The 22273-nt window shown below is 63.1% G+C and carries 18 protein-coding genes and 1 pseudogene; 10 read left to right on the forward strand and 9 right to left on the reverse strand.

Annotated elements, in window-relative coordinates:
* Positions 1-14: 14 nt before the first annotated feature.
* The 9 genes from ACFFUC_RS07480 to cysQ all read right to left on the reverse strand — a co-directional run bounded on the left by ACFFUC_RS07480 (position 15) and on the right by cysQ (position 10236).
* Complete coding sequence (locus ACFFUC_RS07480) at positions 15-1409, reverse strand: hypothetical protein (protein WP_377684976.1); 1395 nt, start codon at positions 1407-1409, stop codon at positions 15-17.
* Entirely contained in the window at positions 1406-3055 is a 1650-nt protein-coding gene (locus ACFFUC_RS07485) for a DUF5927 domain-containing protein (RefSeq protein WP_377685293.1), read from the reverse strand. Before ACFFUC_RS07485 ends, ACFFUC_RS07480 begins: the two co-directional genes overlap by 4 nt.
* Before the next feature lie 26 nt (positions 3056-3081).
* Positions 3082-4107 (reverse strand): glycosyltransferase family 2 protein, encoded by a 1026-nt coding sequence (locus tag ACFFUC_RS07490; RefSeq protein WP_377684978.1) that lies wholly within the window; start codon positions 4105-4107, stop codon positions 3082-3084.
* 29 nt (positions 4108-4136) lie between these two features.
* A complete protein-coding gene (locus ACFFUC_RS07495) occupies positions 4137-5366 on the reverse strand; it encodes a glycosyltransferase family 4 protein (protein WP_377684979.1) in 1230 nt (409 codons plus the stop codon).
* Positions 5356-6351 (reverse strand): UDP-glucose 4-epimerase GalE, encoded by a 996-nt coding sequence (galE, locus tag ACFFUC_RS07500; protein WP_377684980.1) that lies wholly within the window; start codon positions 6349-6351, stop codon positions 5356-5358. The genes ACFFUC_RS07495 and galE overlap by 11 nt, the downstream gene beginning before the upstream one ends.
* A 10-nt stretch (positions 6352-6361) precedes the next feature.
* Positions 6362-7252 (reverse strand): UTP--glucose-1-phosphate uridylyltransferase, encoded by an 891-nt coding sequence (locus ACFFUC_RS07505; RefSeq protein ID WP_377684982.1) that lies wholly within the window; start codon positions 7250-7252, stop codon positions 6362-6364.
* A 132-nt stretch (positions 7253-7384) separates the two neighbouring features.
* Entirely contained in the window at positions 7385-8629 is a 1245-nt protein-coding gene (locus tag ACFFUC_RS07510; RefSeq protein ID WP_377684983.1) for a glycosyltransferase family 2 protein, read from the reverse strand.
* 5 nt (positions 8630-8634) lie between these two features.
* Complete coding sequence (locus tag ACFFUC_RS07515) at positions 8635-9435, reverse strand: 3-deoxy-manno-octulosonate cytidylyltransferase (RefSeq protein ID WP_377684984.1); 801 nt, start codon at positions 9433-9435, stop codon at positions 8635-8637.
* A 3-nt stretch (positions 9436-9438) separates the two neighbouring features.
* Complete coding sequence (gene cysQ, locus ACFFUC_RS07520) at positions 9439-10236, reverse strand: 3'(2'),5'-bisphosphate nucleotidase CysQ (protein WP_377684986.1); 798 nt, start codon at positions 10234-10236, stop codon at positions 9439-9441.
* 129 nt (positions 10237-10365) lie between these two features.
* On the opposite strand from cysQ, the gene ACFFUC_RS07525 reads away from it, so the two are divergent.
* From ACFFUC_RS07525 to ACFFUC_RS07570, 10 genes and pseudogenes are all read left to right on the forward strand, one after another.
* The gene (locus tag ACFFUC_RS07525; RefSeq protein ID WP_377684988.1) at positions 10366-11187 is read left to right on the forward strand and encodes an ABC transporter permease; all 822 of its coding nucleotides are present in this window, start codon (positions 10366-10368) and stop codon (positions 11185-11187) included.
* A 326-nt stretch (positions 11188-11513) separates the two neighbouring features.
* Positions 11514-13436 carry a molecular chaperone DnaK gene (gene dnaK, locus ACFFUC_RS07530; protein WP_377684990.1) on the forward strand — a complete coding sequence of 641 codons (1923 nt, stop codon included), beginning with the start codon at positions 11514-11516 and terminating at the stop codon, positions 13434-13436.
* 82 nt (positions 13437-13518) lie between these two features.
* A complete protein-coding gene (gene dnaJ / locus ACFFUC_RS07535) occupies positions 13519-14679 on the forward strand; it encodes a molecular chaperone DnaJ (RefSeq protein WP_377684992.1) in 1161 nt (386 codons plus the stop codon).
* Between the two features lie 123 nt (positions 14680-14802).
* Complete coding sequence (radC, locus tag ACFFUC_RS07540; protein ID WP_377684994.1) at positions 14803-15594, forward strand: RadC family protein; 792 nt, start codon at positions 14803-14805, stop codon at positions 15592-15594.
* A gap of 340 nt (positions 15595-15934) precedes the next feature.
* Positions 15935-16507, forward strand: coding sequence for a ubiquinol-cytochrome c reductase iron-sulfur subunit (gene petA, locus ACFFUC_RS07545; RefSeq protein WP_377684995.1), 573 nt, complete (start codon positions 15935-15937; stop codon positions 16505-16507).
* A gap of 10 nt (positions 16508-16517) precedes the next feature.
* Entirely contained in the window at positions 16518-17840 is a 1323-nt protein-coding gene (gene petB, locus ACFFUC_RS07550) for a cytochrome b (RefSeq protein ID WP_377684997.1), read from the forward strand.
* A 612-nt stretch (positions 17841-18452) separates the two neighbouring features.
* Positions 18453-19220 (forward strand): annotated as a pseudogene (locus ACFFUC_RS07555) (cytochrome c1); the annotation flags it as partial.
* Positions 19221-19340: 120 nt separating this feature from the next.
* On the forward strand, positions 19341-20216 hold the full coding sequence (locus ACFFUC_RS07560) for a ribokinase (RefSeq protein ID WP_377684999.1): 876 nt from the start codon (positions 19341-19343) through the stop codon (positions 20214-20216).
* A 64-nt stretch (positions 20217-20280) separates the two neighbouring features.
* Positions 20281-21084, forward strand: coding sequence for a S49 family peptidase (locus ACFFUC_RS07565; RefSeq protein WP_377685000.1), 804 nt, complete (start codon positions 20281-20283; stop codon positions 21082-21084).
* A 128-nt stretch (positions 21085-21212) separates the two neighbouring features.
* Positions 21213-21983 (forward strand): SDR family oxidoreductase, encoded by a 771-nt coding sequence (locus ACFFUC_RS07570; RefSeq protein WP_377685001.1) that lies wholly within the window; start codon positions 21213-21215, stop codon positions 21981-21983.
* The last annotated feature ends 290 nt before the right edge of the window (positions 21984-22273 follow it).

Here is a 22273-nt window from a genome sequence, read left to right on the forward strand (position 1 = left end):
CCGAAAACCGGCCGCTACTTGTCGAAGCCGAAGGCCATATAATCGCGCAGATAGGCCGCGCGCGCCGCCTTGTGCAAAGCCTTGTCGTCAAGGAAATCGGGCAGATCGCGCGCGCGATAGCCACCGGCCGCATCCGCAATCCCGACCGAAGCGCCGAGCCAGTCGAGCTCGCGCGAGAGATCTTCCTCGCGCAGGATGAAATCAGGGCTCGAGACCCGCGCGAAACCCGCGATCACCTCGGACTGGCAGGCCCAGCCGGCATGAACCGGCAAAGCGGTCTGGCCGTTCAGGTTGCGGCGCAGGAAATCGAGGAAATCCGCGAAAACACCAACCAGTTCGGAATGGGGCAGATGCGCGATATCGGCCTCGGCGGGGATCCCGACACGATAGGTATCGCGCAGCGTCTGGCGCAGATCGGCGTTATTGCCTGCCAAAAGCGCGTCGAAGGCGATCCAGGCGCGTTTGAGCGGATGGCGCAGAACCGTGAAGCTGCGGTGTCCGGGATGGGCGCGTTTCCACTGGCGCAGGCTGTTCTGGTTGAAGTCGCGTGTCAGCGCACCCAGACCGCGCAGCCAATCCCCGACCACGCCGGTCGGCCCGCCGCGCACCGGCATGAAGACCAGCCCCGCCCCCGCCTCGCAGCCGACGAAGCCCGGCACGTTCGGGCCGCGTTTGGGTTCGAAATTCGGAACTTTGCGCAGCATGAACGGGTCGAGCCGCGAAAGCTCGGCCTCCATCTCGTCGAAGTTCACGACCTTTTCCGACAGCTCGCGCGGGTTCTGCGGCACCTGATCCGAGGCGGGCTCGACCCGCTCCAGATCAGTCCGGCCCATCCAGTGCAGCAGGCCGGTCATGATGTCGCCGTCGCGCAGATCGTCGTAGCCCAGCCAGAAACCCGACTGGCCGCTGCACTGCAGGCGGTTCTGGATCTTGAGCTGGAACTCCTCGATCGCGTCGATGGTCCGGCGGAACTCGCCGCCATCGAAGCGCACCGAGGCCGGAATCGGCGTCTCGGTCGCGTTCAGCTTCCATTGGTTGGTCTCGCGCGCCAGCAGCGTCGAGACGTAGCTGTCGACCGGATTGCGCGTCAGGATGATCTTGGCACAACTGCGGTCATCCATGATCGCATCGAAAACCCGCGGGTCGTGGTCGTGGAAATAGCGAAAGCCCGACAGATGGTTGGGCTTGTCGAACAGCACCGACAACAGCCGCAAGGGATCCGCGTCGCGTTCGGCGCGGGTTACGCCCTTCAGCTCGTCCTTGTCGGGCCAACCCATCATATAGGGGTTGAACGCCTCGCCGAAGCAGGTGACGCGCTTGATCTGGTTCAGCGTCGCCTCGAGCAGGTTCGAGCCGGTCCGCATCTCGGCGAAGACCACGAAACTCTTGAATGCGTTTGGTTTTGTCACTTGAACAGGGCCTTTCCTGCAGGCTCGTCGACCGAGAAATCACCCATCATCTGCGGCCGCAGACCGGCATTGCGCAGACGCTGGAAAAACCGGCCCAGACCGGCCAGCTCGCGGGTCGCAGGCAGATCGCCCATCTGCGACGGATCACCGCCAAGCGCCGCGATCACCGACTGCATCGCTCCGGCGGGGCGGGCGGTGAAATCGGCCAGATCCCAGATCTGGACCCGCGCCTTGAGCCAGACCGAGTTGAGCGTCGCGACCACTTCCAGCTCGGCGCGCTGCAAGATTGCGGCGATGCGGCGGATGTCGTCGAAGGGCATTCCGGAGTTGAGCAAAGGCACGGCCCATGCGCCGGTGATGACGAAAATCCGCGCATTGGGATCGGTCGCCATGAACCAGCTCAGGTCCTGACAATCGCGCGGGCTGTGCTGGAAGACCTGCATCTGGTGCGAGGCGCGCACGAGATTGGCCAGAAAGCCGCGCGGATCGAGATCGCGCAAAGCCGCGCTATCGGACAAAGCGCCCGGCCCGACCGTACCGCGATCGGAAAATTCGACCCGCTCGCGCGCCATGAGATGGCCGTGCACATCGGCGGGCAGCCTTTCGGCCAGCCAGGGCTCGAAATCCGCGAAGAGATCATTGAAACCTTGCAAAACCCCGTAGGTGGTGCTGGTCTTTCCGTTCTCGCGGTCCTTTCTCGGGAAGCGGCTCTGCATATAAAGCCCCGCCCGACCCAGATCGCGCCGCGAGACGGCACGGTTGATCAGCCGCGACAGACGCGCCGGTTGCGGCTCTGCCGCCGAGGGCCAGACGATGATCGGTCGCGGGAAATAGGAATAAAGCCCGCGCGCGCGCGGCCAGATCTTGCGGGCGACGAAACAGCCCGATTCCTCGAGCATCTGCCGGTGATCGTCATAGAAGATGTAGGGCTTGCCCTGCCCGTCGAATTTCGCAAGCGTCAGCGAGCGGCTTTCGATCTGCACCGAATGGCGCCGCGCCAAGGTCTGGAAATAGCTCTCGTCCGGCACCCAGACCTTCGAGAAATAGCGGTCGAATTCCGGCCTGCGCGGATCGGTCAGGATCGCCTCGATCGTTTGCCGCGTCAGGCACCACCATTGCGAGCCCAGATGCGGCACCAGACCGGCGGGAATCCGGCGCTGGAATTTGACCTTGCGCTGGAGGGCCACATAGCTGTCGAAAAGCGTGCGGTGGCGACGAAAGGAGAACGGAAAGCGGAAGTTGAAACGCTCTTCGTTCAGCCCGCCGACGGTCCAGCCGACATCCTCGGCTGTGACGCTTTCGATGAAGTCACGCCGCGGATGGCGCGACAAAAAGGCGACCAGATCCGCCACCGGCCGCAACGGCAGGCAAGAGCCCGAGACCAGCATGACATGGGTGACATTGTCGAAACGCTCGAGCAGCATGGTCGCGGCGTCCTGCGTCGCCTCGACCAGACCATACATTCCCCATTCGCAGGGCCTGCGTCGGCAAAAGACCACCTCGCCCAGATCCGAGAGATCGGACTGCATCTTGTCGACCTCGATCTGCGAGGCCCGCGAGTCGATATGGATGGAGACCGCCGCCCCGCCCTCGGCCCAGACACGCACCATCCGCGCCGCCAAATGCAGCTCGTCATGGCACAGCATGACCACGCCCAGTTTGACGCGTGTGCTCAAGCCCAGTTCCCCTTGGAAATCAGCCCCAGATCCTCGAGCTGGCGCCAATCCTGCAGCTCGCGCGAATAGTCGCACCACAGGTCGACCTCGTCCTGCAGGCCCGAATGATAGGCGCGGTATTCCTGACTGTTGGCGTAATGTTGGCCGCGGTCCAGCTCTTCGGCGGATTTCTCGACAAAGGTCGAGAGAAACTTGGCATGAAGCAGGCAGCCAGAGGCCTTCTCGCCGCCCTCCTCGTCGTAAACGAGGTTCAGCGAGCGCGGCAAAAGCATATGGGTCGAGCTGGCATAGACATAGGATTTCTCCCAGCGCACCAGCGGCACCTTGTTCAGCGCGGGGCCCTTGGCCGGCTCGTCGGGGAAAAAGACCCGCGCGCGCGGACCGCCCTGAATCCACAGATTGCCGTATTCGTTGTTCTTGCGGATCGCGTAATTGGCCGGATCGAACCAGCGCGCGATCTCGAACGGGTTCTGCCCCTCGCTATAGGGCTGGGCCGAAATCGCGCCGCGCGGATACATGTCCAGCAGCATGGCCGAAAAGGACCGGAGCGCCGAAGCGTCGAGCCAGTCGGTCAGCGCCCGCAAGGGCCGCGTGTCGCAATGGGGGTAGACCAGAAACTCGTCGGGATCGACGGTCAGGCACCAATGCCCGCTGCCGTAGCGCCGCAGCAGCCAGTTGAGCCAGTCCATCCCGAAACGCGAGGCCTTGTAGCTGGCCCGCGTGCTCCAGAGCGAGACATCGGGCTGGGCCATCATGAATTCGCGACTGCCGTCGTCGGAGTTATTGTCGACGACAAAGAAATGCTGCACGCCCATCTGCCGGTAATATTCCAGAAAATAGGGCAAGCGGACGCGCTCGTTGCGCATCGTCACGAAAAGCAGAATGTTGCCCGGCCGGACTTTCGCCGTCTGGTCCAGCAGCGAGCGCAGCTTTTTCCGACGCCGTATCGCTCGGGCAAGCAGCCATTGCCTGCGCGCCCGAAGCCGGATTCTGCGTTTCAACTGGCGGATAATGCGGGGCAATGTCTCAACCTTTCCGTTAGTTTGATAAACTACTCGGAGAGGTGCGGCAATGCGCCGGTGACCGAACGGAAATGCATCGGCCAGTCGGGAACCGACAAAGCAGGAACACGCTGTAAAGGTTTGGCGGAAATGGCAAAAATCTCGTCGGCCCAAAGCTGCGGCCGATCGGACTCGAGATAGCGCGCCCAGTCTCCGAGGAGCTCCTTGCTCGAGGGTAAAGGCGTCGCGAGAACGGGTATGCCGCGCAGCGCGGCCTCGGCCAGAGGCATCCCGAAACCCTCGGCAAGGCTCGGCATCAAAAGGCCGTGGCAGCGCATCATCAAGGCCGCGACCGCACCGTCGTCGAGCCCGTTCAGCTCGACGATCGGGCCGCCTGCAGGCAGCCGGTCGAGCCGTGCGAAAGTCTCGTGGTTCTCCCAGCCGCGCCGGCCGATGATGAACAATTGCGGCAAGGGCTGATCCGGATGATCGGCCGCCATGCGCGCCCAGGCGTCAAGCAAAAGCGCATGGTTCTTGCGCGGCTCGATCGTGCCGAGACAGATGAAAAACGGCCGCGAGAGGTCGAGGCTTGCCGGCAGATCGCGGGCATCGGGCGCGGCCAGCCGCGTGCCGATCGGCGTCACAACGATGGGCGCGCTGCGATGGACGACAAGCCGCTTGCGCCAAAGCGCGATCCGTTCGGCGCTGGCCTGCGAGATCGTCAGGATCAGATCCGCCCCCTGTGCCGCGATCATAAACCGGTCGCGGAATTTCACGTCCTGCCCCGCGCGGGTATATTCGGGATGATCGAGCGGGATCATGTCGTGGATCAGAACCACCCGCTGCAAGTCCGCGAGCCCGTTGAACACTTCGCGCCGCCAATTCGCATGCCCGAGGTTGAGGTAGACCGCCCCGCCCCCGAGCCGCGTCTTGGCCATGCGGCCCAAACGGCGGGTTGTGCCCCGCTCCGATGCCAGCGCCATGCCGCGCAGGGCGGACAATGCGCGATCCTTGACGCTGGTCCTGCCGCGCAGCCGCGCCAGAAAGCCCGGTGCGGGCAGATCGCCCTGCGCGCCGTCGATCCAGCGCAGGATTGCCGCTCCCGCTTCGGGCGGCAGCAAAAGCTGCGCGCCGAAAGCACGGCAGAGCAAAAGATGCGGTTGGTCCTGAAGATGGAGCAGCCATTCCCGTTCGACCCGGTCGATACCGGTCAGAGGCAGGCCGTCCAGCCGCGCGATCAGACGCGAGATATCAAGCAGGATGCCCTGCTCAGCGTGCATATCCGCCGTTCTGGTGCCAGCGCCAGGCATCCGTCACCATCTGTGCCATCGTCGAGCGATGCGGCTCCCAGCCCAGCACCGCAACCGCCTTTTCGCTGCCCGAGACCAGTTTGACCGCATCGCCTTCGCGGCGCGCGCCTTCGGTGATCGGCACGGGGCGGTTGGTGACATGGCGCGATTCATTGATCACTTCGCGCACCGAAAAGCCGTTGCCGGTGCCGAGGCAGAAGACCTCGATCCCCGCGCCGACCTTGCCCTCCTTGAGCCGCTTGAGGCCGAGAACATGGGCATCGACCAGATCCATGACATGGACATAGTCGCGGATGCAGGTGCCGTCCGGCGTCGGGTAATCGGTGCCGAAAATCGTCAGCGCACCGCGTTTGCCGTCAACCGCATCGAGAATAAGCGGAATGAGATGGGTTTCGGGCTGGTGGAACTCGCCCACCTCGCCCTCGGGATCGGCACCCGCGACGTTGAAATAGCGGAAGACCACCGAGCGCAGACCGTCGGAGGCGCCGAAATCCTTCAGCATGTCCTCGATCGCGCGTTTGCTGGCGCCGTAGGCATTCAGCGGGTTCTGGGGCGTGTTCTCGTCCAGCACCACCCCGTCGTGATCGCCATAGGTGGCGCAGGTCGAGGAGAAGACGAAATCCTTGATCCCCACAGCCAGCGTCGCCTCGATCAGCGTCAGCGAGGCCGCGACATTGCCGCGCCAGTATTTGCCCGGCTCGCGCATCGCCTCGCCAACCTGGCTCAGCGCGGCGAAATGCATGACGGCGACCGGCCGGTGCCTGGCCAGAACCTCGTCGAGGCGGGCGCGATCCATCAGATCGCCCTGCTCGAAGGGGCCGAACTTCACGGCCTCCTGCCAGCCCGTAACAAGGCTGTCATAGGTCACGGGCGTGAAACCCGCCGCTTTCAAGGCCTTGCAGGCATGCGAGCCGATATAGCCCGCACCGCCCGTGACCAGAACCCGGTCGCTCATCGTGCTGTCCTTACTCTGCCGCTTTGCGGATCGCGGCGAGATCGTTGAGGTAATCGCCGAACTCGTCCTTGAGCTCCTCGCGCGCGAGGCCGAAAGCGACCGTCGCCTGCAGGAAGCCCGCTTTCGAGCCGCAATCGAAGCGCTGGCCACGGAAGCGCAGGCCATAGACGCCGCGACCTTCCTCGATCTCGTCGGCAATCGCGTCCGTCAGCTGGATTTCCCCGCCCGAACCCTGACGCAGCTTGTTGAGGTTCTGCATCACGGTCGGCGCAAGGATGTAGCGCCCGATCACCGCGAGGTTCGACGGAGGATTGGATTGCGGCTTTTCGACCATGCCTTTGGCACGGACGATCGCGCCCATATCCTCGGCAATATCCAGAACGCCGTAGGATTTGGTCTTCTCGGTCGGGACTTCCATGGTCGCAACCATGCTGCCGCCGGTCTCGTTATAGGCCTCGATCATCTGCTGGAGGCAGGGCGGCTCGCCCATGATGACGTCATCGGTGAGAATCACGGCAAAAGGCTCGTCGGCGACGAGGCGGCGGGCGCACCAGACCGCATGGCCCAGACCCAAGGCCTTGTGCTGGCGGATGTAGGCGATCGCCCCCGATTCCATATTGGTCGAGCGCAGGGTTTCAAGAAGCTCGGTCTTGCCGGCTTTCTTGAGGTTCGATTCCAGCTCGTGCGCGTGGTCGAAATAATCCTCGAGTGCGCCTTTGCCGCGCGAGGTCACAAAGATGAATTCGGTAATTCCGGCAGCACGGGCCTCGTCGATCGCATATTGAATCAGCGGTCGATCGACCAAAGTCATGATTTCTTTCGGAATACTTTTTGTTGCCGGAAGAAATCGCGTGCCAAGCCCCGCGACGGGGAAAATGGCTTTTGTGACTTTACGCGTCATGAACTTCACTCCTCAGCCCTTCCGCAAAGGCGCGGAGGGGAAATTTTCAAGGTCTTTATCACCGAGTACACAACATGTCAGTGAATAGTTGGTTTCCAAATGCACTTAATACAATGAATGCGACAATTCATTTCAATCTCGCAACCCACTGGACAATCGGCAGGAAATTGCGAGATGCGCCGATCGGGCAAGCGGTAGATCGCCCTGCCCGCGAAAGGCGCGCCCGGCAAGGGCCCATCGCCCGCATTGAAGCTCCCACCAGCCGCCCGAGGCAAGGCGCAATCGCGGACGCAGGCCGGTCGGGCTCCAGAGAATCAGGCAGCTGACCCGCCCTCCGGCCAGATGGCGCGCCGCCTCTTGCCGCAAGGCGCCCGCGCGCCACTGCCAGCCAGAGAGCACCACGGGATCGGCTGGGGGAAAATCACCCGCAAAGCGCAGGAATGGCGTCCCGTTTTCGGGCAAGGCACCGGCAGGGGGCGGGGGCAAATCCTCGGCCTGACCATCCGCCAGACCCTGCTCCAACCCTGCCAGGAGCGGGCCAAGCGCGAAAGGATCAAGCCGCCCCGCCACCATCAAACGCAGCAGCCTTTTGCGCTGGATCGCCACGAGGTCGGGCATGGTGCCGCCGGATCTTCGGATGAAAAGCGCCGTCGAACGCCCGATCTGGCGCAGATCCGACGGCACGCCGGAACTTGCCCGCGAGGGGCCCGCCGCCGCGCCGTGGACGACCTCGGCGGCCGGAAGGATCGCGGTCAAAGCCTCCGGGAAACGCGCGGCCATCCGGCGGTTCACGTCGCTTTCGTCGAGATGGTAGCGAAAGGCCGGATCAAAGCCGCCGATCGCGCGCAGGGCCGTCGCGCGAAAGGCGCAATTCGTGCCGATCGTGCTGACCGGATCCCCCGCTTTCGGGGCAAGCGATACCGGCCCCGCGACATCGAGCGGATAGGCCAGACCGTCGCGCCCGATCCTTTCGGCCCGAACCTGCCACCGAAAGCCGTCGGGGCCGCGCGTGGTGCCCGTGGCCGCGACCACCTCCGGATCGGCAAAGGCCGCAGCCAGCCTGCCCGCCCAAGAGGGCACCGCCAAAGCGTCGTCGTCGATAAAGGCGATCACCTCGCCCGCGGCAGCCGCAATCCCCGCATTGCGCGCCGCCGAGATATTGGCCTCGTCAAAGGGGATGCGCTTGAGCGCAAGATCGGGGCGCACCGCCAGAGAGGCCGGATCGGCAACCAGAATGATCTCGAATTCGGGATGGTTTTGCTGGGACAGCGCCGTCAGGCAGCTTGCCAGACGCGCGGGCCGGTGGCGCGAGACGATGATGATCGACAGGCGCGCGAGCGGCCGGCGCGGCAAATCGGGACGCGCGCCAGCCGTCATTTTGATCAATCCGCGCCCATCCGGCGCATCATCTCCTCGATTTTCGCGACATCCGAGGGGTTGTTCAGCTCCCAGAATTCGCGGCCGCGGGCTTCGACCTCGACGCAAAGAACCTTGCGGCCGCGTTCAAGGAAACGCAGCTGCTCGAGTCCTTCTAGAACCTCGGTGCGGCCCTCGCCCCATGCCGGATAGTCGGCCAGAGCGGCGGGACGGTAAGCATAGACGCCGACATGGTGGAAGACCGGCGTCGGCGCGTCGGGGGCGAAATCGCCACCGGCATAGGGGATGACCTCTTTCGAGAAATACATCGCCCGCATGTCGTGGCCGAAAACCGCCGTCGTGCCGCCGACGCGACCCGCAACGCGGTCCGCGATCAGATCGGCGCGCATCTGCCCCGAACATTGCAGTACCGGCGTCGCGATATCGGCATCGGCATCGCCGCGAAGTCCCGTCACCAGATCCTCGATGAACCAGGCGGGGGTCAGCGGAGCGTCGCCCTGCAGGTTCACCACGATCTCGGGCGAGATCCCCATCGCGGCCACGGCCTCGGCGCAGCGCTCGGTGCCGTTGCGGGCCTCGGGCGAGGTCATGACGACCTCGGCCCCGAAGGCCTCGGCATGGTCCTTGATGCGCGCATCATCGGTCGCGACGACGACACGGTCGACGCCTTTGACCGAAATCCCCGCCTCCCAGCTGCGCCGGATCAGGCTTTTGGCTTCGCCCGAGGCGCCCGTCAGCTCGACCAAGGGCTTGCCCGGATAGCGCGAGGATTGGTAGCGCGCGGGAATGACGATGACGACCGACATGGTTTAACCCTTCACCAGCAGAACGCCCGGAGCGAAGGCGATGAAGAAGGGGTTCTCGAATCCCGCTTTGCCATAGGTCAGCGGGCTGTGGTCGTCGAAGCGTACGACCTTGCCGCCCGCCGCGCGCAAAACCGCGTCGCCCGCCGCCGTATCCCATTCCATCGTGCGGCCCAGACGCGGATAAAGATCGGCCTCGCCGGTCGCGACAAGGCAGAATTTCAACGAGGAGCCCGCAGAGGTCATGTCGCGCACATTATATTGCGCGATATAGTCGTCGGTCGCCTGATCGCGGTGCGATTTCGAGGCGACGACCATCAAGGCACGGTTGTCGGGGGTCGAGGTCACGCCGATCGGAGCGGTCTCGCCCGCCGTTTCGCCGAAGGGGCCCTTCTCTTCGACCGCGCCACCTTCGGGCAGCGTGTAGAACAGACGACCCTTGGCGGGGGCATAGACCACGCCCAGAACCGGCACGCCGTCAACGACATAGGCGATATTGACCGTGAAATCGCCGCGGCGCTGCACGAACTCCTTGGTGCCGTCGAGCGGGTCGACGATGAGGAAAGTGCCGACACTTTGGCCATGGGTCGCGGATTGTTCTTCGGTGACCAGCGGAATCTCGGGGAAAGCGGCGCGCAGGCCGGCCGAGATCAGCGCATCGGCTGCCTCGTCGGCCTCGGTCACCGGCGAAGAATCGGATTTGGAGCGGACATCGAAGTCTTCGGCGCCGTAGATCTCCATGATCTTCTCGCCCGCCTGCAGCGCCAGTCGGCGCATCTCGGCCATCATCGGTTCAAATTGCATCAATTATTCCTTTCCTGCCGCAGCGCGAGGCGTCTGCACCAGATTGAACCCGCGTTTGTCCTCACTTATGGTGCGAGCCATGGCTTTCGGCAAGCGTCGGCCATCCGCAGGAAGGACCGGACAACCGTCATGTTCACGCAACGCCGAAACCGCAACATGTTCGAGGCCGCGCTGACGACCTTGGCGCTGATCTATCACGTTACGGTTTACGACCTGCGCAAAGACCACCGCAACGCCGTGGTCGGCTTGCTGATGACCATCCTGCAATCCTCGCTGTTCGTCGTCGGCTTTCTCGGGATGTATATGCTGATCGGCGTGAAACATTCGCCGATCCGCGGCGATTTCATCGTCTTCATCATGACCGGGATCTTCCTTTTCATGACGCATAGCCAGACGGCGGGTGCGGTCTCGCGGGCGGGGAACGCGCTCGACAGCATGGTCAAACACGGGCCGATGAACACTGCGGTACTGATTTGCGGCGCGTCGCTGGCGGTGCTTTACCGCCAGACGATCTCGATCTTCGTCATGCTCTGGGCCTATCACACCCTGATCGCGCCCATCCATATCGATGACCCGTTGTCGTGCTACGGCATGCTTTTGCTGGCGTGGTTTTACGGGATCTGCGTCGGGCTGATCTTTCTTGCGGTGCGCATGTGGTGGCCGCCGGGCGGCAAGGTCATCACGACGCTTTACCAGCGCGTGAACATGATCGCTTCGGGCAAGATGTTCGTGGCCAATACCCTGCCCACCTTCATGCTGCACATGTTCGGCTGGAACCCCCTGTTCCACCTCATCGACCAGACGCGCGGCTTTGCCTTCATCAACTATGCGCCGCGCAACACCAGCCTGACCTATCCGGTCTATGTCATCATCGCGGTGATGATGATCGGGCTGATGGCCGAATTCGTGACCCGCAACGCCGCATCCTTGAGCTGGAGCGCGGGGCGCTAACCCCGCCCGGATCCGGCCGCGGCGGGGCCCTTGTCGGGTGCGGATCCGGACAGTTCGGACAAAGCCCCTTTCGGCCCGAAACCGCTTTTTCACGTGAATCAGCGCCGGATCGGCGGCATTTAACCGTCAATTAACCACAGATTCCGATGCCTGCCGAGAATAGGCAAAACACTGGTCGACACCGGCTTGCAGCGCGCTTTCCCCTCCCTATATAGAGACTCGAAGCCGGCAGGGGCCAAATCACCAGGCCGGCAAGATTAGGGATAGGCGCCCAGAGGCCGCTACGGCTCTGGAAGCCGAAACATCGCCGCAAGAGAGGATTTTGAATGTCTAAAGTCATCGGCATCGACCTTGGTACCACCAACAGCTGCGTCGCCATCATGGACGGCAGCCAGCCCAAGGTTATCGAGAACTCGGAAGGCGCGCGCACCACGCCGTCCATCGTCGGCTTTACCGACAGCGAACGTCTGGTCGGCCAGGCTGCAAAGCGCCAAGCCGTCACCAACCCGTCGAACACCGTTTTCGCCGTGAAACGCCTGATCGGCCGTCGCGTTACCGACGCCGAAGTCGAGAAGGACAAGAACCTCGTGCCCTATTCCATCGTTGACGGTGGCAATGGCGACGCATGGGTCGAAGTCCATGGCGAGAAGTATTCGCCCTCGCAGGTCAGCGCGATGATCCTTCAGAAGATGAAGGAAACCGCCGAAAGCTATCTGGGCGAGAAAGTCGAGCAGGCCGTCATCACGGTTCCGGCTTACTTCAACGACGCCCAACGTCAGGCAACCAAAGACGCGGGCAAAATCGCCGGCCTCGAAGTCCTGCGCATCATCAACGAGCCGACCGCCGCCGCTCTGGCCTATGGTCTGGACAAGAAAGATTCGAAAACCATCGCGGTCTATGACCTTGGCGGCGGTACCTTCGACATCACCATCCTCGAAATCGACGATGGCCTGTTCGAAGTGAAATCGACCAACGGCGACACCTTCCTGGGTGGCGAAGACTTCGACATGCGCATCGTCCAGTATCTGGCCGACGAGTTCAAAAAAGAACACGGCGTCGATCTGACCAAAGACAAGATGGCGCTGCAGCGCCTGAAAGAAGCTGCCGAGAAAGCCAAGATCGAGCTGTCCTCCTCGTCGCAGACCGAGATCAACCAGCCGTTCATCTCGATGGACAAAAACACCGGCACGCCGCTGCACATGGTCATGAAACTGACCCGTGCGAAGCTGGAAAGCCTGGTTGCCGACCTGATCAAGCGCACCACCAAGCCGCTTCAGGAAGCACTCAAGGACGCCGGCATGTCGAAAGCCGACATCGACGAGGTCGTTCTCGTCGGCGGTATGACCCGTATGCCGAAAGTCATCGAGGAAGTGACCGCTTTCTTCGGGAAAGAGCCCCATAAAGGCGTGAACCCCGACGAAGTCGTGGCGCTTGGCGCGGCCATTCAGGCCGGCGTTCTGCAAGGCGACGTCAAAGACGTGGTCCTGCTCGACGTGACCCCGCTGTCCTTGGGCATCGAAACGCTGGGTGGTGTCTTCACCCGCCTGATCGACCGCAACACGACGATCCCGACCAAGAAAAGCCAGGTCTTCTCGACCGCCGAAGACAACCAGAACGCCGTCACCATCCGGGTCTTCCAGGGTGAACGCGAGATGGCTGCCGACAACAAGATGCTCGGCCAGTTCAACCTCGAGGACATCCCGCCGGCACCCCGCGGCCTGCCGCAGATCGAAGTCACTTTCGACATCGACGCAAACGGCATCGTCTCGGTTTCGGCCAAGGACAAAGGCACCGGCAAGTCGCAAAACATCACGATCCAAGCCTCGGGCGGCCTCTCCGATGCCGATATCGAGCAGATGGTGAAAGACGCCGAAGCCAATGCCGAAGCCGACAAGGCCCGCAAAGAGCTGGTCGAAGCCAAAAACCAGGCCGAAAGCCTGATCCACTCGACCAAGAAATCGCTGGAAGAGCATGGCGACAAGGTTGACGGCTCGACGGTCGAAGTGATCGAGCTGGCGATCGGTGCGCTGGAAGACACGCTGAAGTCGGAAGACGCCGGCAAGATCAAAGGCGGCATCCAGAACCTGATGGATGCGTCGATGAAACTTGGCGAGGCGATCTACAAGGCGAGCGAAGCCGAAGCCGGCGGCAATGCCGATGCCGACCGCGACTCCGAGCCGCGTGACGTCAACGACGATATCGTCGACGCCGATTTCGAAGACCTCGGCGAAGACAAAAAGCGTAACTGATCGCGCGCAACCAGTCAGGCCGGCCCGTCGCGCGAAACCGCGCGGGCCGGTTCATTCATGAAAGGCCCGGGACGAAGACGACATGGCTAAACGTGATTATTACGACGTGCTCGGCATTGCGAAAGGCGCGTCTTCAGACGAAATCAAAAAGGCCTATCGCGCCAAAGCGAAGGCTCTGCATCCTGATCTCAACCGCGACAGCAAGACTTCGGAGGCCGATTTCAAAGAGGTCAACGAAGCCTATGAATGCCTGAAGGACGACCAGCGCAAGGCGGCCTATGACCGCTTCGGCCATGCGGCTTTCGATGGCGGCATGGGTGGTTTCGGCGGCGGACGTGGTCCTCAGGGCGGCGATTTCGGCTCGGCCTTTGCCGATGTCTTCGAAGACCTCTTCGGCGATTTCATGGGTGGTCGTGGTGGTCAGGGCGGCCGTCCCCGCCAGAGCCGCGGTCAGGATCTGCGCTACAACCTGCGGGTTTCGCTGGAAGAAGCCTTTACCGGCATCCAGAAGGCGATCACGGTTCCGACTTCGGTTGCCTGTAATGCCTGCAACGGCACCGGTGCCGAAGGTGCCGTCGATCCCGCGACCTGTCCGACCTGTTCGGGCATGGGCAAGGTCCGCGCCAGCCAGGGCTTTTTCACGGTCGAGCGCACCTGCCCGACCTGTAACGGCCAGGGCCAGATCATCAAGAACCCCTGCAAGGAATGCCACGGCGCAGGCCGCACCGAGAAAGAGCGCAGCCTTTCGGTGAACATTCCCGCCGGCGTCGAAACCGGCACCCGCATCCGTCTTGCCGGCGAAGGCGAGGCCGGTATGCGTGGCGGCCCCTCGGGCGACCTCTATATTTTCATCGATGTCAAAGAGCATCCGATCTTCGTCCGCGACGGCCGCATCCTCGCCTGTCAGGTGCCGGTCAGCATCGGCACCGCCGCTTTGGGCGGCGAGATCGAGGTTCCGACCATCGACGGCGGTCGCTCGCGCGTGAAGGTTCCGGCCGGCACGCAATCGGGCAAACAGCTGCGTCTGCGCGGCAAGGGCATGCCGCCTTTGCGTCACGGCGCGGGCATGCAGGGCGAACATGGCGACATGCTGATCGAACTGACGGTGGAAACGCCGGTCAACCTGACGGCGCGCCAAAAGGAACTCCTGCGCGAATTCGACGAGATCCAGGCGGACAACAACCCGCAGACCTCAGGATTCTTTCAAAAGATCAAAGGCTTCTGGGACGAGATGAAGGGCTGAGCCCCACTCTCCCCATACCCGTTGAAAGGCCCGGTGCGTCCGGGCCTTTTTCTTTAGACGCCGCAATCTCCGGAACCTCAGTGCGTTAACGCGATCTTCACGCTTTGGCGCGACTTTGGGGGCATGAGCCAGAATCGCGCCCTCTCCGAACCTCCTTTGCCGCTTTTCGCGGCGCCGCGCGATGATTGCGACGAGGTGGCGCCTGCCGTGCCGGTCGGCAATGGCGCCAATGGTGGCAAGCAGCCCAGCTATCTCTCGGATCACCGCGCGCGGCTACGCGAGCGCTTCATGCAGGGCGGCGCGGATGCCTTGCCCGATTACGAAATGCTCGAACTGGTGCTGTTTCGCGCCATTCCGCGTCAGGATGTCAAACCGCTGGCGCGCAAACTGCTCGAGGTCTTCGGGGATTTCAACCGCGTGCTTTCGGCCAATCCCGCCCGGTTGACCGAGATTTCCGGTGTCGGACCCGCGGTCATCCAAGAACTGAAAATCGTCGAAGCGGCGGCACAAAGGCTGGCGCGGTCGCGGGTCATCAACCGTCCGGCGCTGAGCGGTTGGGATGCGCTGCTCGACTATTGCCACACCACGATGGCCCATGCCGAGATCGAGCAATTCCGCGTGCTTTATCTCGACCGTAAGAACATCCTGATCGCGGACGAGCAGCAATCACGCGGTACGATCGACCATGTGCCGGTCTATCCGCGCGAGATAATACGCCGCGCCCTCGACATCAATGCAAGCGCACTGATCCTCGTGCACAACCACCCCTCGGGCGATCCCTCGCCCTCAGAGGCCGATATCACCATGACGCGCCGCATCGTGACGGCTGCCGAAACCATGGGCCTCGTGGTCCATGACCATATCATCATCGGAAAATCGCGCGAAATCAGCTTCCGGAGCGAGGGGTTGCTCTGACCGCCGTCCCGTCGTCGCGACCTGCGCGCGCCATCGAGTCGTTTTGCCCGATCCCCTCGCGCGGCACCGCCCCGGCACGGGATCGTGAAAGCCGCGTCATGGTAGCTCTTTACCCGCCGCTCACAGCCATAGCGCGAAATCGGAAACTGATAGCGCTAGCCTCATCCAAAAGGCGCAGCGAAAATCCCACACCTGCGCCCAATAGACCGCCCCCAAGGGCCGAGCGCGGCTGGACTGACACTGTTTTGATCGCTACAACCGCCCCGCGAGGGCTGCGTCTTGTGCGGCCCACAGTCGTATAGCCGCATAGCCCCAGGGGGGCAGAATTGGAGATCTGATCGTGTCCCACGCAGACGAACACGCAGGCGATCACGGCGCCACCCGGAGAGATTTTCTTTACTACGCGACGGCCGGTGCCGGCGCTGTCGCTACCGGTGCGGCCGCTTGGACCCTGATCAACCAGATGAACCCTTCGGCCGATGTGCAGGCGCTCAGCTCGATCCAAGTCGATATCAGCGGGGTCGAAACCGGCACCCAGCTGACCGTCAAATGGCTGGGCAAGCCCGTGTTCATCCGCCGCCGGACCGAAGACGAGATCAAGGCCGGCCGCGAGGTCGAACTCAACCAGCTGATCGACTCGGATGCCGAGAACGCCAACAAGCCCGGCGAACCTGCAACCGACCAGAACCGCTCGCTCGACGAGGCCGGTGAATGGCTGGTCATGATCGGCGTTTGCACCCATCTCGGCTGCGTGCCGATCGGCAACGGCGCCGGCGATTTCGGTGGCTGGTTCTGCCCGTGCCACGGCTCGCATTACGACACGGCGGGCCGCATCCGGAAAGGTCCTGCGCCGCAGAACCTGCATATTCCGGTCGCCGCTTTCGTCAACGATACCACCATCAAGCTGGGCTGAGGAGGCGCACATGGCTGGAATTCCCCACGACCATTACGAGCCCAAGACGGGTTTCGAACGCTGGCTTAACCGCCGCCTTCCCGTCGTCGGCCTGTTGTATGACACCCTGATGATCCCCACCCCGAAAAACCTGAACTGGTGGTGGATCTGGGGCATTGTTCTTGCATTCTGCCTCGTGTTGCAGATCGCGACCGGCATCGTTTTGGTGATGCACTACACCCCGCATGTCGACCTGGCCTTCTCGTCGGTCGAGCACATCATGCGCGACGTGAACGGCGGCTATATGCTGCGTTACATGCATGCAAACGGCGCGTCGCTGTTCTTCTTCGCGGTCTATATCCACATCTTCCGCGGCCTCTATTACGGCAGCTACAAAGCCCCGCGCGAGATCACCTGGATCGTCGGCATGATCATCTATCTGCTGATGATGGCGACCGCATTCATGGGCTATGTTCTGCCCTGGGGCCAAATGTCCTTCTGGGGCGCGACCGTGATCACCGGCCTCTTCGGCGCGATCCCGGGCATCGGCGAGCCGATCCAGACCTGGCTTCTGGGTGGTCCGGCCGTGGACAACGCCACGCTGAACCGCTTCTTCTCGCTGCACTATCTGCTGCCCTTCGTGATTGCCGCGCTTGTGATCGTCCACATGTGGGCCTTCCACACCACCGGCAACAACAACCCGACCGGCGTCGAAGTCCGCCGCACCTCGAAAGAGGAAGCCCAGAAAGACACCCTGCCCTTCTGGCCCTATTTCGTGATCAAGGACCTCGTTGGTCTGGCAGTCGTTCTGGTCGTCTTCTTCGCGATCGTCGGCTTCATGCCGAACTACCTCGGCCACCCCGACAACTACATCGAGGCGAACCCGCTCTCGACGCCCGCGCATATCGTTCCGGAATGGTACTTCCTGCCCTTCTACGCCATCCTGCGCGCCTTCACGGCCGACGTCTGGCTGGTGCAGCTGGTCAACTGGGCATCCTTCCGCATCATCGACGCGAAATTCTTCGGCGTTCTGGCGATGTTTGGTGCGATCATCGTCATGGCGCTGGTGCCGTGGCTGGATACGTCGCGCGTCCGTTCGGGCCGCTTCCGTCCGCAGTTCAAATGGTGGTTCTGGCTGCTCGCGATCGACTTCGTGGTGCTGACCTGGGTGGGCGCAATGCCGACCGAAGGCATCTACCCCTATATCTCGCTCGCCGGTGCAGCTTACTGGTTCGCCTATTTCCTCGTGATCCTGCCGATCCTCGGCGTGATCGAAAAGCCGCTGCCGATGCCGCAGACGATCGAGGAAGATTTCGACGCGCATTACGGCGCCAAAACCCATCCTGCCGAGTAAGGAGAGGCGACAATGACCATGAGAAACGTTTCGCTCACGGCGGTTGCAGCCCTGTCCGTTGCTTTGGCCGGTGGCGCGATGGCGCAGGACAACAGCACGGCAGCGGGCACTTCCGCTCCGGCCGGCTCCAGCTACCATAATGCCCAGACGGCTGCTCCGGCAGCCGAGGCCCCTGCCGCGGCAACCACCGAAGCCCCGGCAGAGGCGGCTCCGGCCGAAGCTGCACCCGCTGCGCAAGCAACTGAAGCACCGGCAGAGGCTCCGGCCGAAGCCGCGGCGCCTGAGGCTGCCGCTCCGGAAGCTCCGGCAGAGGCACCGGCTGCAGAGGCACCTGCTGCAGAGGCTCCCGCTGTCGAGGCTCCGGCCACGACCGCACCGGCAGAAGCAGCAGAGCCTGCGGCAGAAGCTCCGGCAGAGGCAGCCCCTGCCGAAGCGGAAGCCCCCGCAGCCGAGGCACCCGCCGAGGCGACTCCGGCCGAAGCAGCACCCGCCGAGCCGGCTCCGGCTGAGGCAGCACCCGCTGAAGCAGCACCGGCTGAGGCAGCACCCGCTGAAGCAGCACCGGCAGAGCCCGCAGCAGAGGCTCCGGCCGAAGCTGCAGCCGAGGCACCTGCAGCGGCAGCGGCAGAAGAGGCACCCGCCGCTTCGCACGAAGCCGCCCATATCGAAGACATCGCTTTCAGCTTCGAAGGTCCGTTCGGCACCTTCGACCAGCACCAGCTGCAGCGCGGTCTTCAGGTCTACACCGAGGTCTGCTCGGCCTGCCACGGTCTGACCTATGTGCCGCTGCGCACGCTGCATGACGCCAACGGTCTCGGCCTGCCCGAAGACCAGGTGCGCGCCTATGCCGCCAACCTGACCATCATCGATGCGGAAACCGGCGAGGAGCGTCCGCGCATCCCGACCGACCACTTCCCGACCGTGCCCCACGCCGACGGCATGGGTCCGGACCTGTCGCTGATGGCCAAGGCACGCGCGGGCTTCCACGGCCCCTACGGCACCGGCCTGTCGCAGCTGTTCAACGGCATCGGCGGACCGGAATACATCCATGCGGTTCTCACCGGCTATAACGGCGAGACCAAGGATGAGGCCGGCAGCACCTTCTATCACAACTCGGCTTTCGCGGGGAATTGGATCGCGATGCCCTCGCCGCTGAGCGAAGGTTCCGTGACCTATGAAGACGGCACCGAAGCGACTGTCGACCAGATGGCACAGGACGTTGCCGCCTTCCTGATGTGGACCGCAGAGCCCAAGCTCATGGACCGCAAACAGGTCGGTTTCGTCTCGGTCCTGATGCTGCTCGTGCTGACGGTCCTGCTTTACCTGACCAACAAGCGCCTGTGGTGGTCGGTCAAGCACCGCGACGAAAAGCAACAGTAACGCAATACGCGACGACTGATTGGAACGCGCCCTCCGGGGCGCGTTCCGCATTTCGGCAACTGGACAAATCAGACCAGTGCAAGCCAGATAGCGACGCCGGACAAAAGGCAGGGACCTGACATGACGATTTACAATCTCGGCTCGATCAATATCGACCACATCTATCGCCTCGATCACCTGCCCCGCGCCGGAGAGACGCTGGCCTCGCGCAACTACGGGCTCGGGCTCGGCGGCAAGGGCGCGAACCAATCGGTCGCGGCAGCCCGTGCCGGCAGCAGGACGGTCCATCTCGGCGCGATGTCGCAAGGCGACGACTGGGTGATCGAGCGGCTGCGCGGCGCGGGCGTCGATACCTCCGGGATCGCGCGGATGGCGGAGGTGCCGACCGGCCATGCCATCATCCTCGTCGACGAGGATGGCGAGAATTCGATCATCCTGCATGGCGGCGCGAACCACGCGATCGAGCGAAGCCAGCTCGACCGCACGCTTTCGACCATCACTTCCGACGACATCTTGCTGATGCAGAACGAAACCGCCCTGCAATACGAGGCCGCGCGCCGCGCGCACGAGGCGGGCGCGAAGGTCATCTATTCCGCCGCCCCCTTTTCGATCGAGGCGCTCGAGGCGGTGATCGCACAGGTCTCGATCATCGCGCTCAATACGATCGAGGCGCGCGATCTCTTCGAGAAACTGGGCGAGGATCTTCCGGTCGAGGGCCTGCTGATCACCCATGGCGCCGAGGGTGCCGAGTACCGCGATCTGCGCGCGGGCAAGACCTACCGCCAAAGCGCCTTCAAGGTCGTGGCGGTGGATACCACCGGCGCGGGCGATTGCTTCGCCGGCTGGTTCGCCGCAGGGCTTGACCGCGGCGAAGATTACCCGACCGCACTGCGCCATGCAGCTGCGGCCGCCGCGGTTCAGGTCACGCGCAAAGGCGCGGGCGATGCCATGCCCGAGCGCGGCGAGGTCATGGCCTTCCTGCAGGCGCAATCATGATTGCGGGGCGACTGAGCGGCCCTGCGACTTGTTCCCCGCCTCCGGCAATCCTATGTCTTGAACCATGAAGATTCCGTTTCTTTCCAAGAAAAAACCCGCCATCGCCATCGTCCGCCTTCAGGGCACGATCGGCATGGGCTCGCGCGGCGGCCCCTCGCTCTCGGATGCGGGTATCGGCCCCGTCCTCGAACGCGCCTTCCGCCGCCGCAAACCGCTTGCCGTGGCGCTTGCGATCAATTCGCCCGGCGGCTCTCCGGTGCAGTCGAGCCTGATCGGCGCGCGCATCCGCCGCCTCTCCGAGGAAACCAAGGTTCCGGTCTATGCTTTCGTCGAGGATATGGCGGCCTCGGGCGGCTATTGGCTTGCCAGCGCCGCCGACGAGATCTGGGCCGATGAAAGCTCGGTTCTGGGTTCGATCGGGGTGATCTCGGCCGGCTTCGGTTTTTCCGAACTGATCGGGCGCTACGGGATCGAGCGCCGCGTCCATACCGCCGGCCGCTCCAAGTCGATGATGGATCCCTTCCGTCCCGAAACCCCCGAGGATGTCGCGCGCGTCAACCAGTTGCTCGAGCCGATCCACGAGGCCTTCAAGGCCCAGATCCGCAAGCGTCGCGGCAGCAAGCTGCCCGAAGGGCGCGATCTCTTCACCGGAGAGATCTGGGTCGGCCAGCAGGCGGTCGATCTGGGGCTGGCCGACGGGATCGGCCATCTGATCCCCAGAATGCAGGCGCTTTACGGCAAGGACGTCCGTTTCCTGAACTACGGCCAAAAAGTGTCGATGCTGCGCCGTTTCGGCCTTTCGGCCGATGATTTCATCGAGGCGGCCGAGCGGCGCACCCTGACCACGCAATTCGGGATCGGCGGCTGATGCTCAAGATTGTTTTGACCTTCCTGCTGATCATGGTTGCGATGGCACTGATCGCGGGACCGGGCGTGCGGCGCGCGATCGCCAAAATTCTGGGCCTGCGCTGGCCCCGCTGACAGCAAGAGGACGATATGACGGCATTGGTGACGGGCGCCGGAAAACGGCTTGGCAAGGCGATCGCGCTTTATCTTGCAGGGCGCGGCCATGATGTCGCGATCCATTTCAACGGCGCGCGCGACGAGGCCGAGGCAACCGCCGCCGAGGCCCGTGCCCTTGGCGTGCGGGCCAAGATCTTTCAGGCCGATCTGATCGATCTCGACCAATGCGAGGCGCTGATGCCTGCGGTGAATGCCGCGCTGGGGCAGGTCTCGGTTCTGGTCAACAATGCCTCGGTCTTCGAATACGACAACATCCACAGCGCGACGCGCCGCAATTGGGACCGCCATATGGGCTCCAACCTGCGCGCGCCCTTCATCCTGACGCAGGCTTTCGCCGCCCAGGCCCCCGAAGCCGCGTTCGAGGAGGGCGAGCCGTTGGCGCAGGGGTTGATCATCAATATGGTCGATCAGCGCGTGCTCAAGCCGACGCCGGAGTTCATGACCTATTCGCTTGCCAAAGCCGGTCTGTGGGCCCTGACCAAGACCGCGGCGCAGGCTTTGGCCCCGGCGATCCGCGTCAATGCGATCGGCCCCGGCCCGACGGTTCAGGGCACGCGCCAATCGGCCGAGCATTTCGCCCGCCAGCGCGCCGCCACCATCCTCGAGCGCGGCGCGGATGCCTCCGACATCGTCGCGGCGGTGGGCTATCTTCTGGATGCGCGCGCGGTCACGGGGCAGCTGATTTGCGTCGATGGCGGCCAGCATCTGGGCTGGAAAACCCCCGATATCCTTGGCGTGGAATAGGTGCGCCTTGCCGCGGACGCTTTACCCCTGCGGCAAGTTGTACACTGGCGCTGAGGCCTTAACACAACATTCACTGTTTTTTATTTGGATTCAGCAGACTGGGAGAGGCAGATAAAATATCTATCGTTTTCAATAGCTTATTTTAATGCCTAAATTTTAAGCAAATCGCGAGAAGTCCCATGAATCCTATGAATCGAGCCGAAGCCAACAGATTCTCCACCAACTTATCCACAGAAACCGTGGATAGGATTCAGGTTGATCTTATGGTCCGGAACAGGCAGCCCCGATGA

Source organism: Paracoccus cavernae (assembly GCF_042430175.1).
GTDB classification, from domain to species: Bacteria; Pseudomonadota; Alphaproteobacteria; order Rhodobacterales; family Rhodobacteraceae; genus Paracoccus; species Paracoccus cavernae.

Bases quoted from the DNA above. Each gene is read 5' to 3' on its own strand.
- ACFFUC_RS07505 (WP_377684982.1), bottom strand. From the start codon at position 7,252: ATGACGCGTAAAGTCACAAAAGCCATTTTCCCCGTCGCGGGGCTTGGC.
- ACFFUC_RS07525 (WP_377684988.1), top strand. From the start codon at position 10,366: ATGTTCACGCAACGCCGAAACCGCAACATGTTCGAGGCCGCGCTGACG.
- ACFFUC_RS07495 (WP_377684979.1), bottom strand. From the start codon at position 5,366: ATGCACGCTGAGCAGGGCATCCTGCTTGATATCTCGCGTCTGATCGCG.
- dnaJ (WP_377684992.1), top strand. From the start codon at position 13,519: ATGGCTAAACGTGATTATTACGACGTGCTCGGCATTGCGAAAGGCGCG.
- petB (WP_377684997.1), top strand. From the start codon at position 16,518: ATGGCTGGAATTCCCCACGACCATTACGAGCCCAAGACGGGTTTCGAA.
- ACFFUC_RS07565 (WP_377685000.1), top strand. From the start codon at position 20,281: ATGAAGATTCCGTTTCTTTCCAAGAAAAAACCCGCCATCGCCATCGTC.
- ACFFUC_RS07510 (WP_377684983.1), bottom strand. From the start codon at position 8,629: ATGACGGCTGGCGCGCGTCCCGATTTGCCGCGCCGGCCGCTCGCGCGC.
- dnaK (WP_377684990.1), top strand. From the start codon at position 11,514: ATGTCTAAAGTCATCGGCATCGACCTTGGTACCACCAACAGCTGCGTC.
- ACFFUC_RS07570 (WP_377685001.1), top strand. From the start codon at position 21,213: ATGACGGCATTGGTGACGGGCGCCGGAAAACGGCTTGGCAAGGCGATC.
- ACFFUC_RS07485 (WP_377685293.1), bottom strand. From the start codon at position 3,055: ATGCTGTGCCATGACGAGCTGCATTTGGCGGCGCGGATGGTGCGTGTC.
- radC (WP_377684994.1), top strand. From the start codon at position 14,803: ATGAGCCAGAATCGCGCCCTCTCCGAACCTCCTTTGCCGCTTTTCGCG.
- ACFFUC_RS07515 (WP_377684984.1), bottom strand. From the start codon at position 9,435: ATGTCGGTCGTCATCGTCATTCCCGCGCGCTACCAATCCTCGCGCTAT.
- cysQ (WP_377684986.1), bottom strand. From the start codon at position 10,236: ATGCAATTTGAACCGATGATGGCCGAGATGCGCCGACTGGCGCTGCAG.
- ACFFUC_RS07560 (WP_377684999.1), top strand. From the start codon at position 19,341: ATGACGATTTACAATCTCGGCTCGATCAATATCGACCACATCTATCGC.
- galE (WP_377684980.1), bottom strand. From the start codon at position 6,351: ATGAGCGACCGGGTTCTGGTCACGGGCGGTGCGGGCTATATCGGCTCG.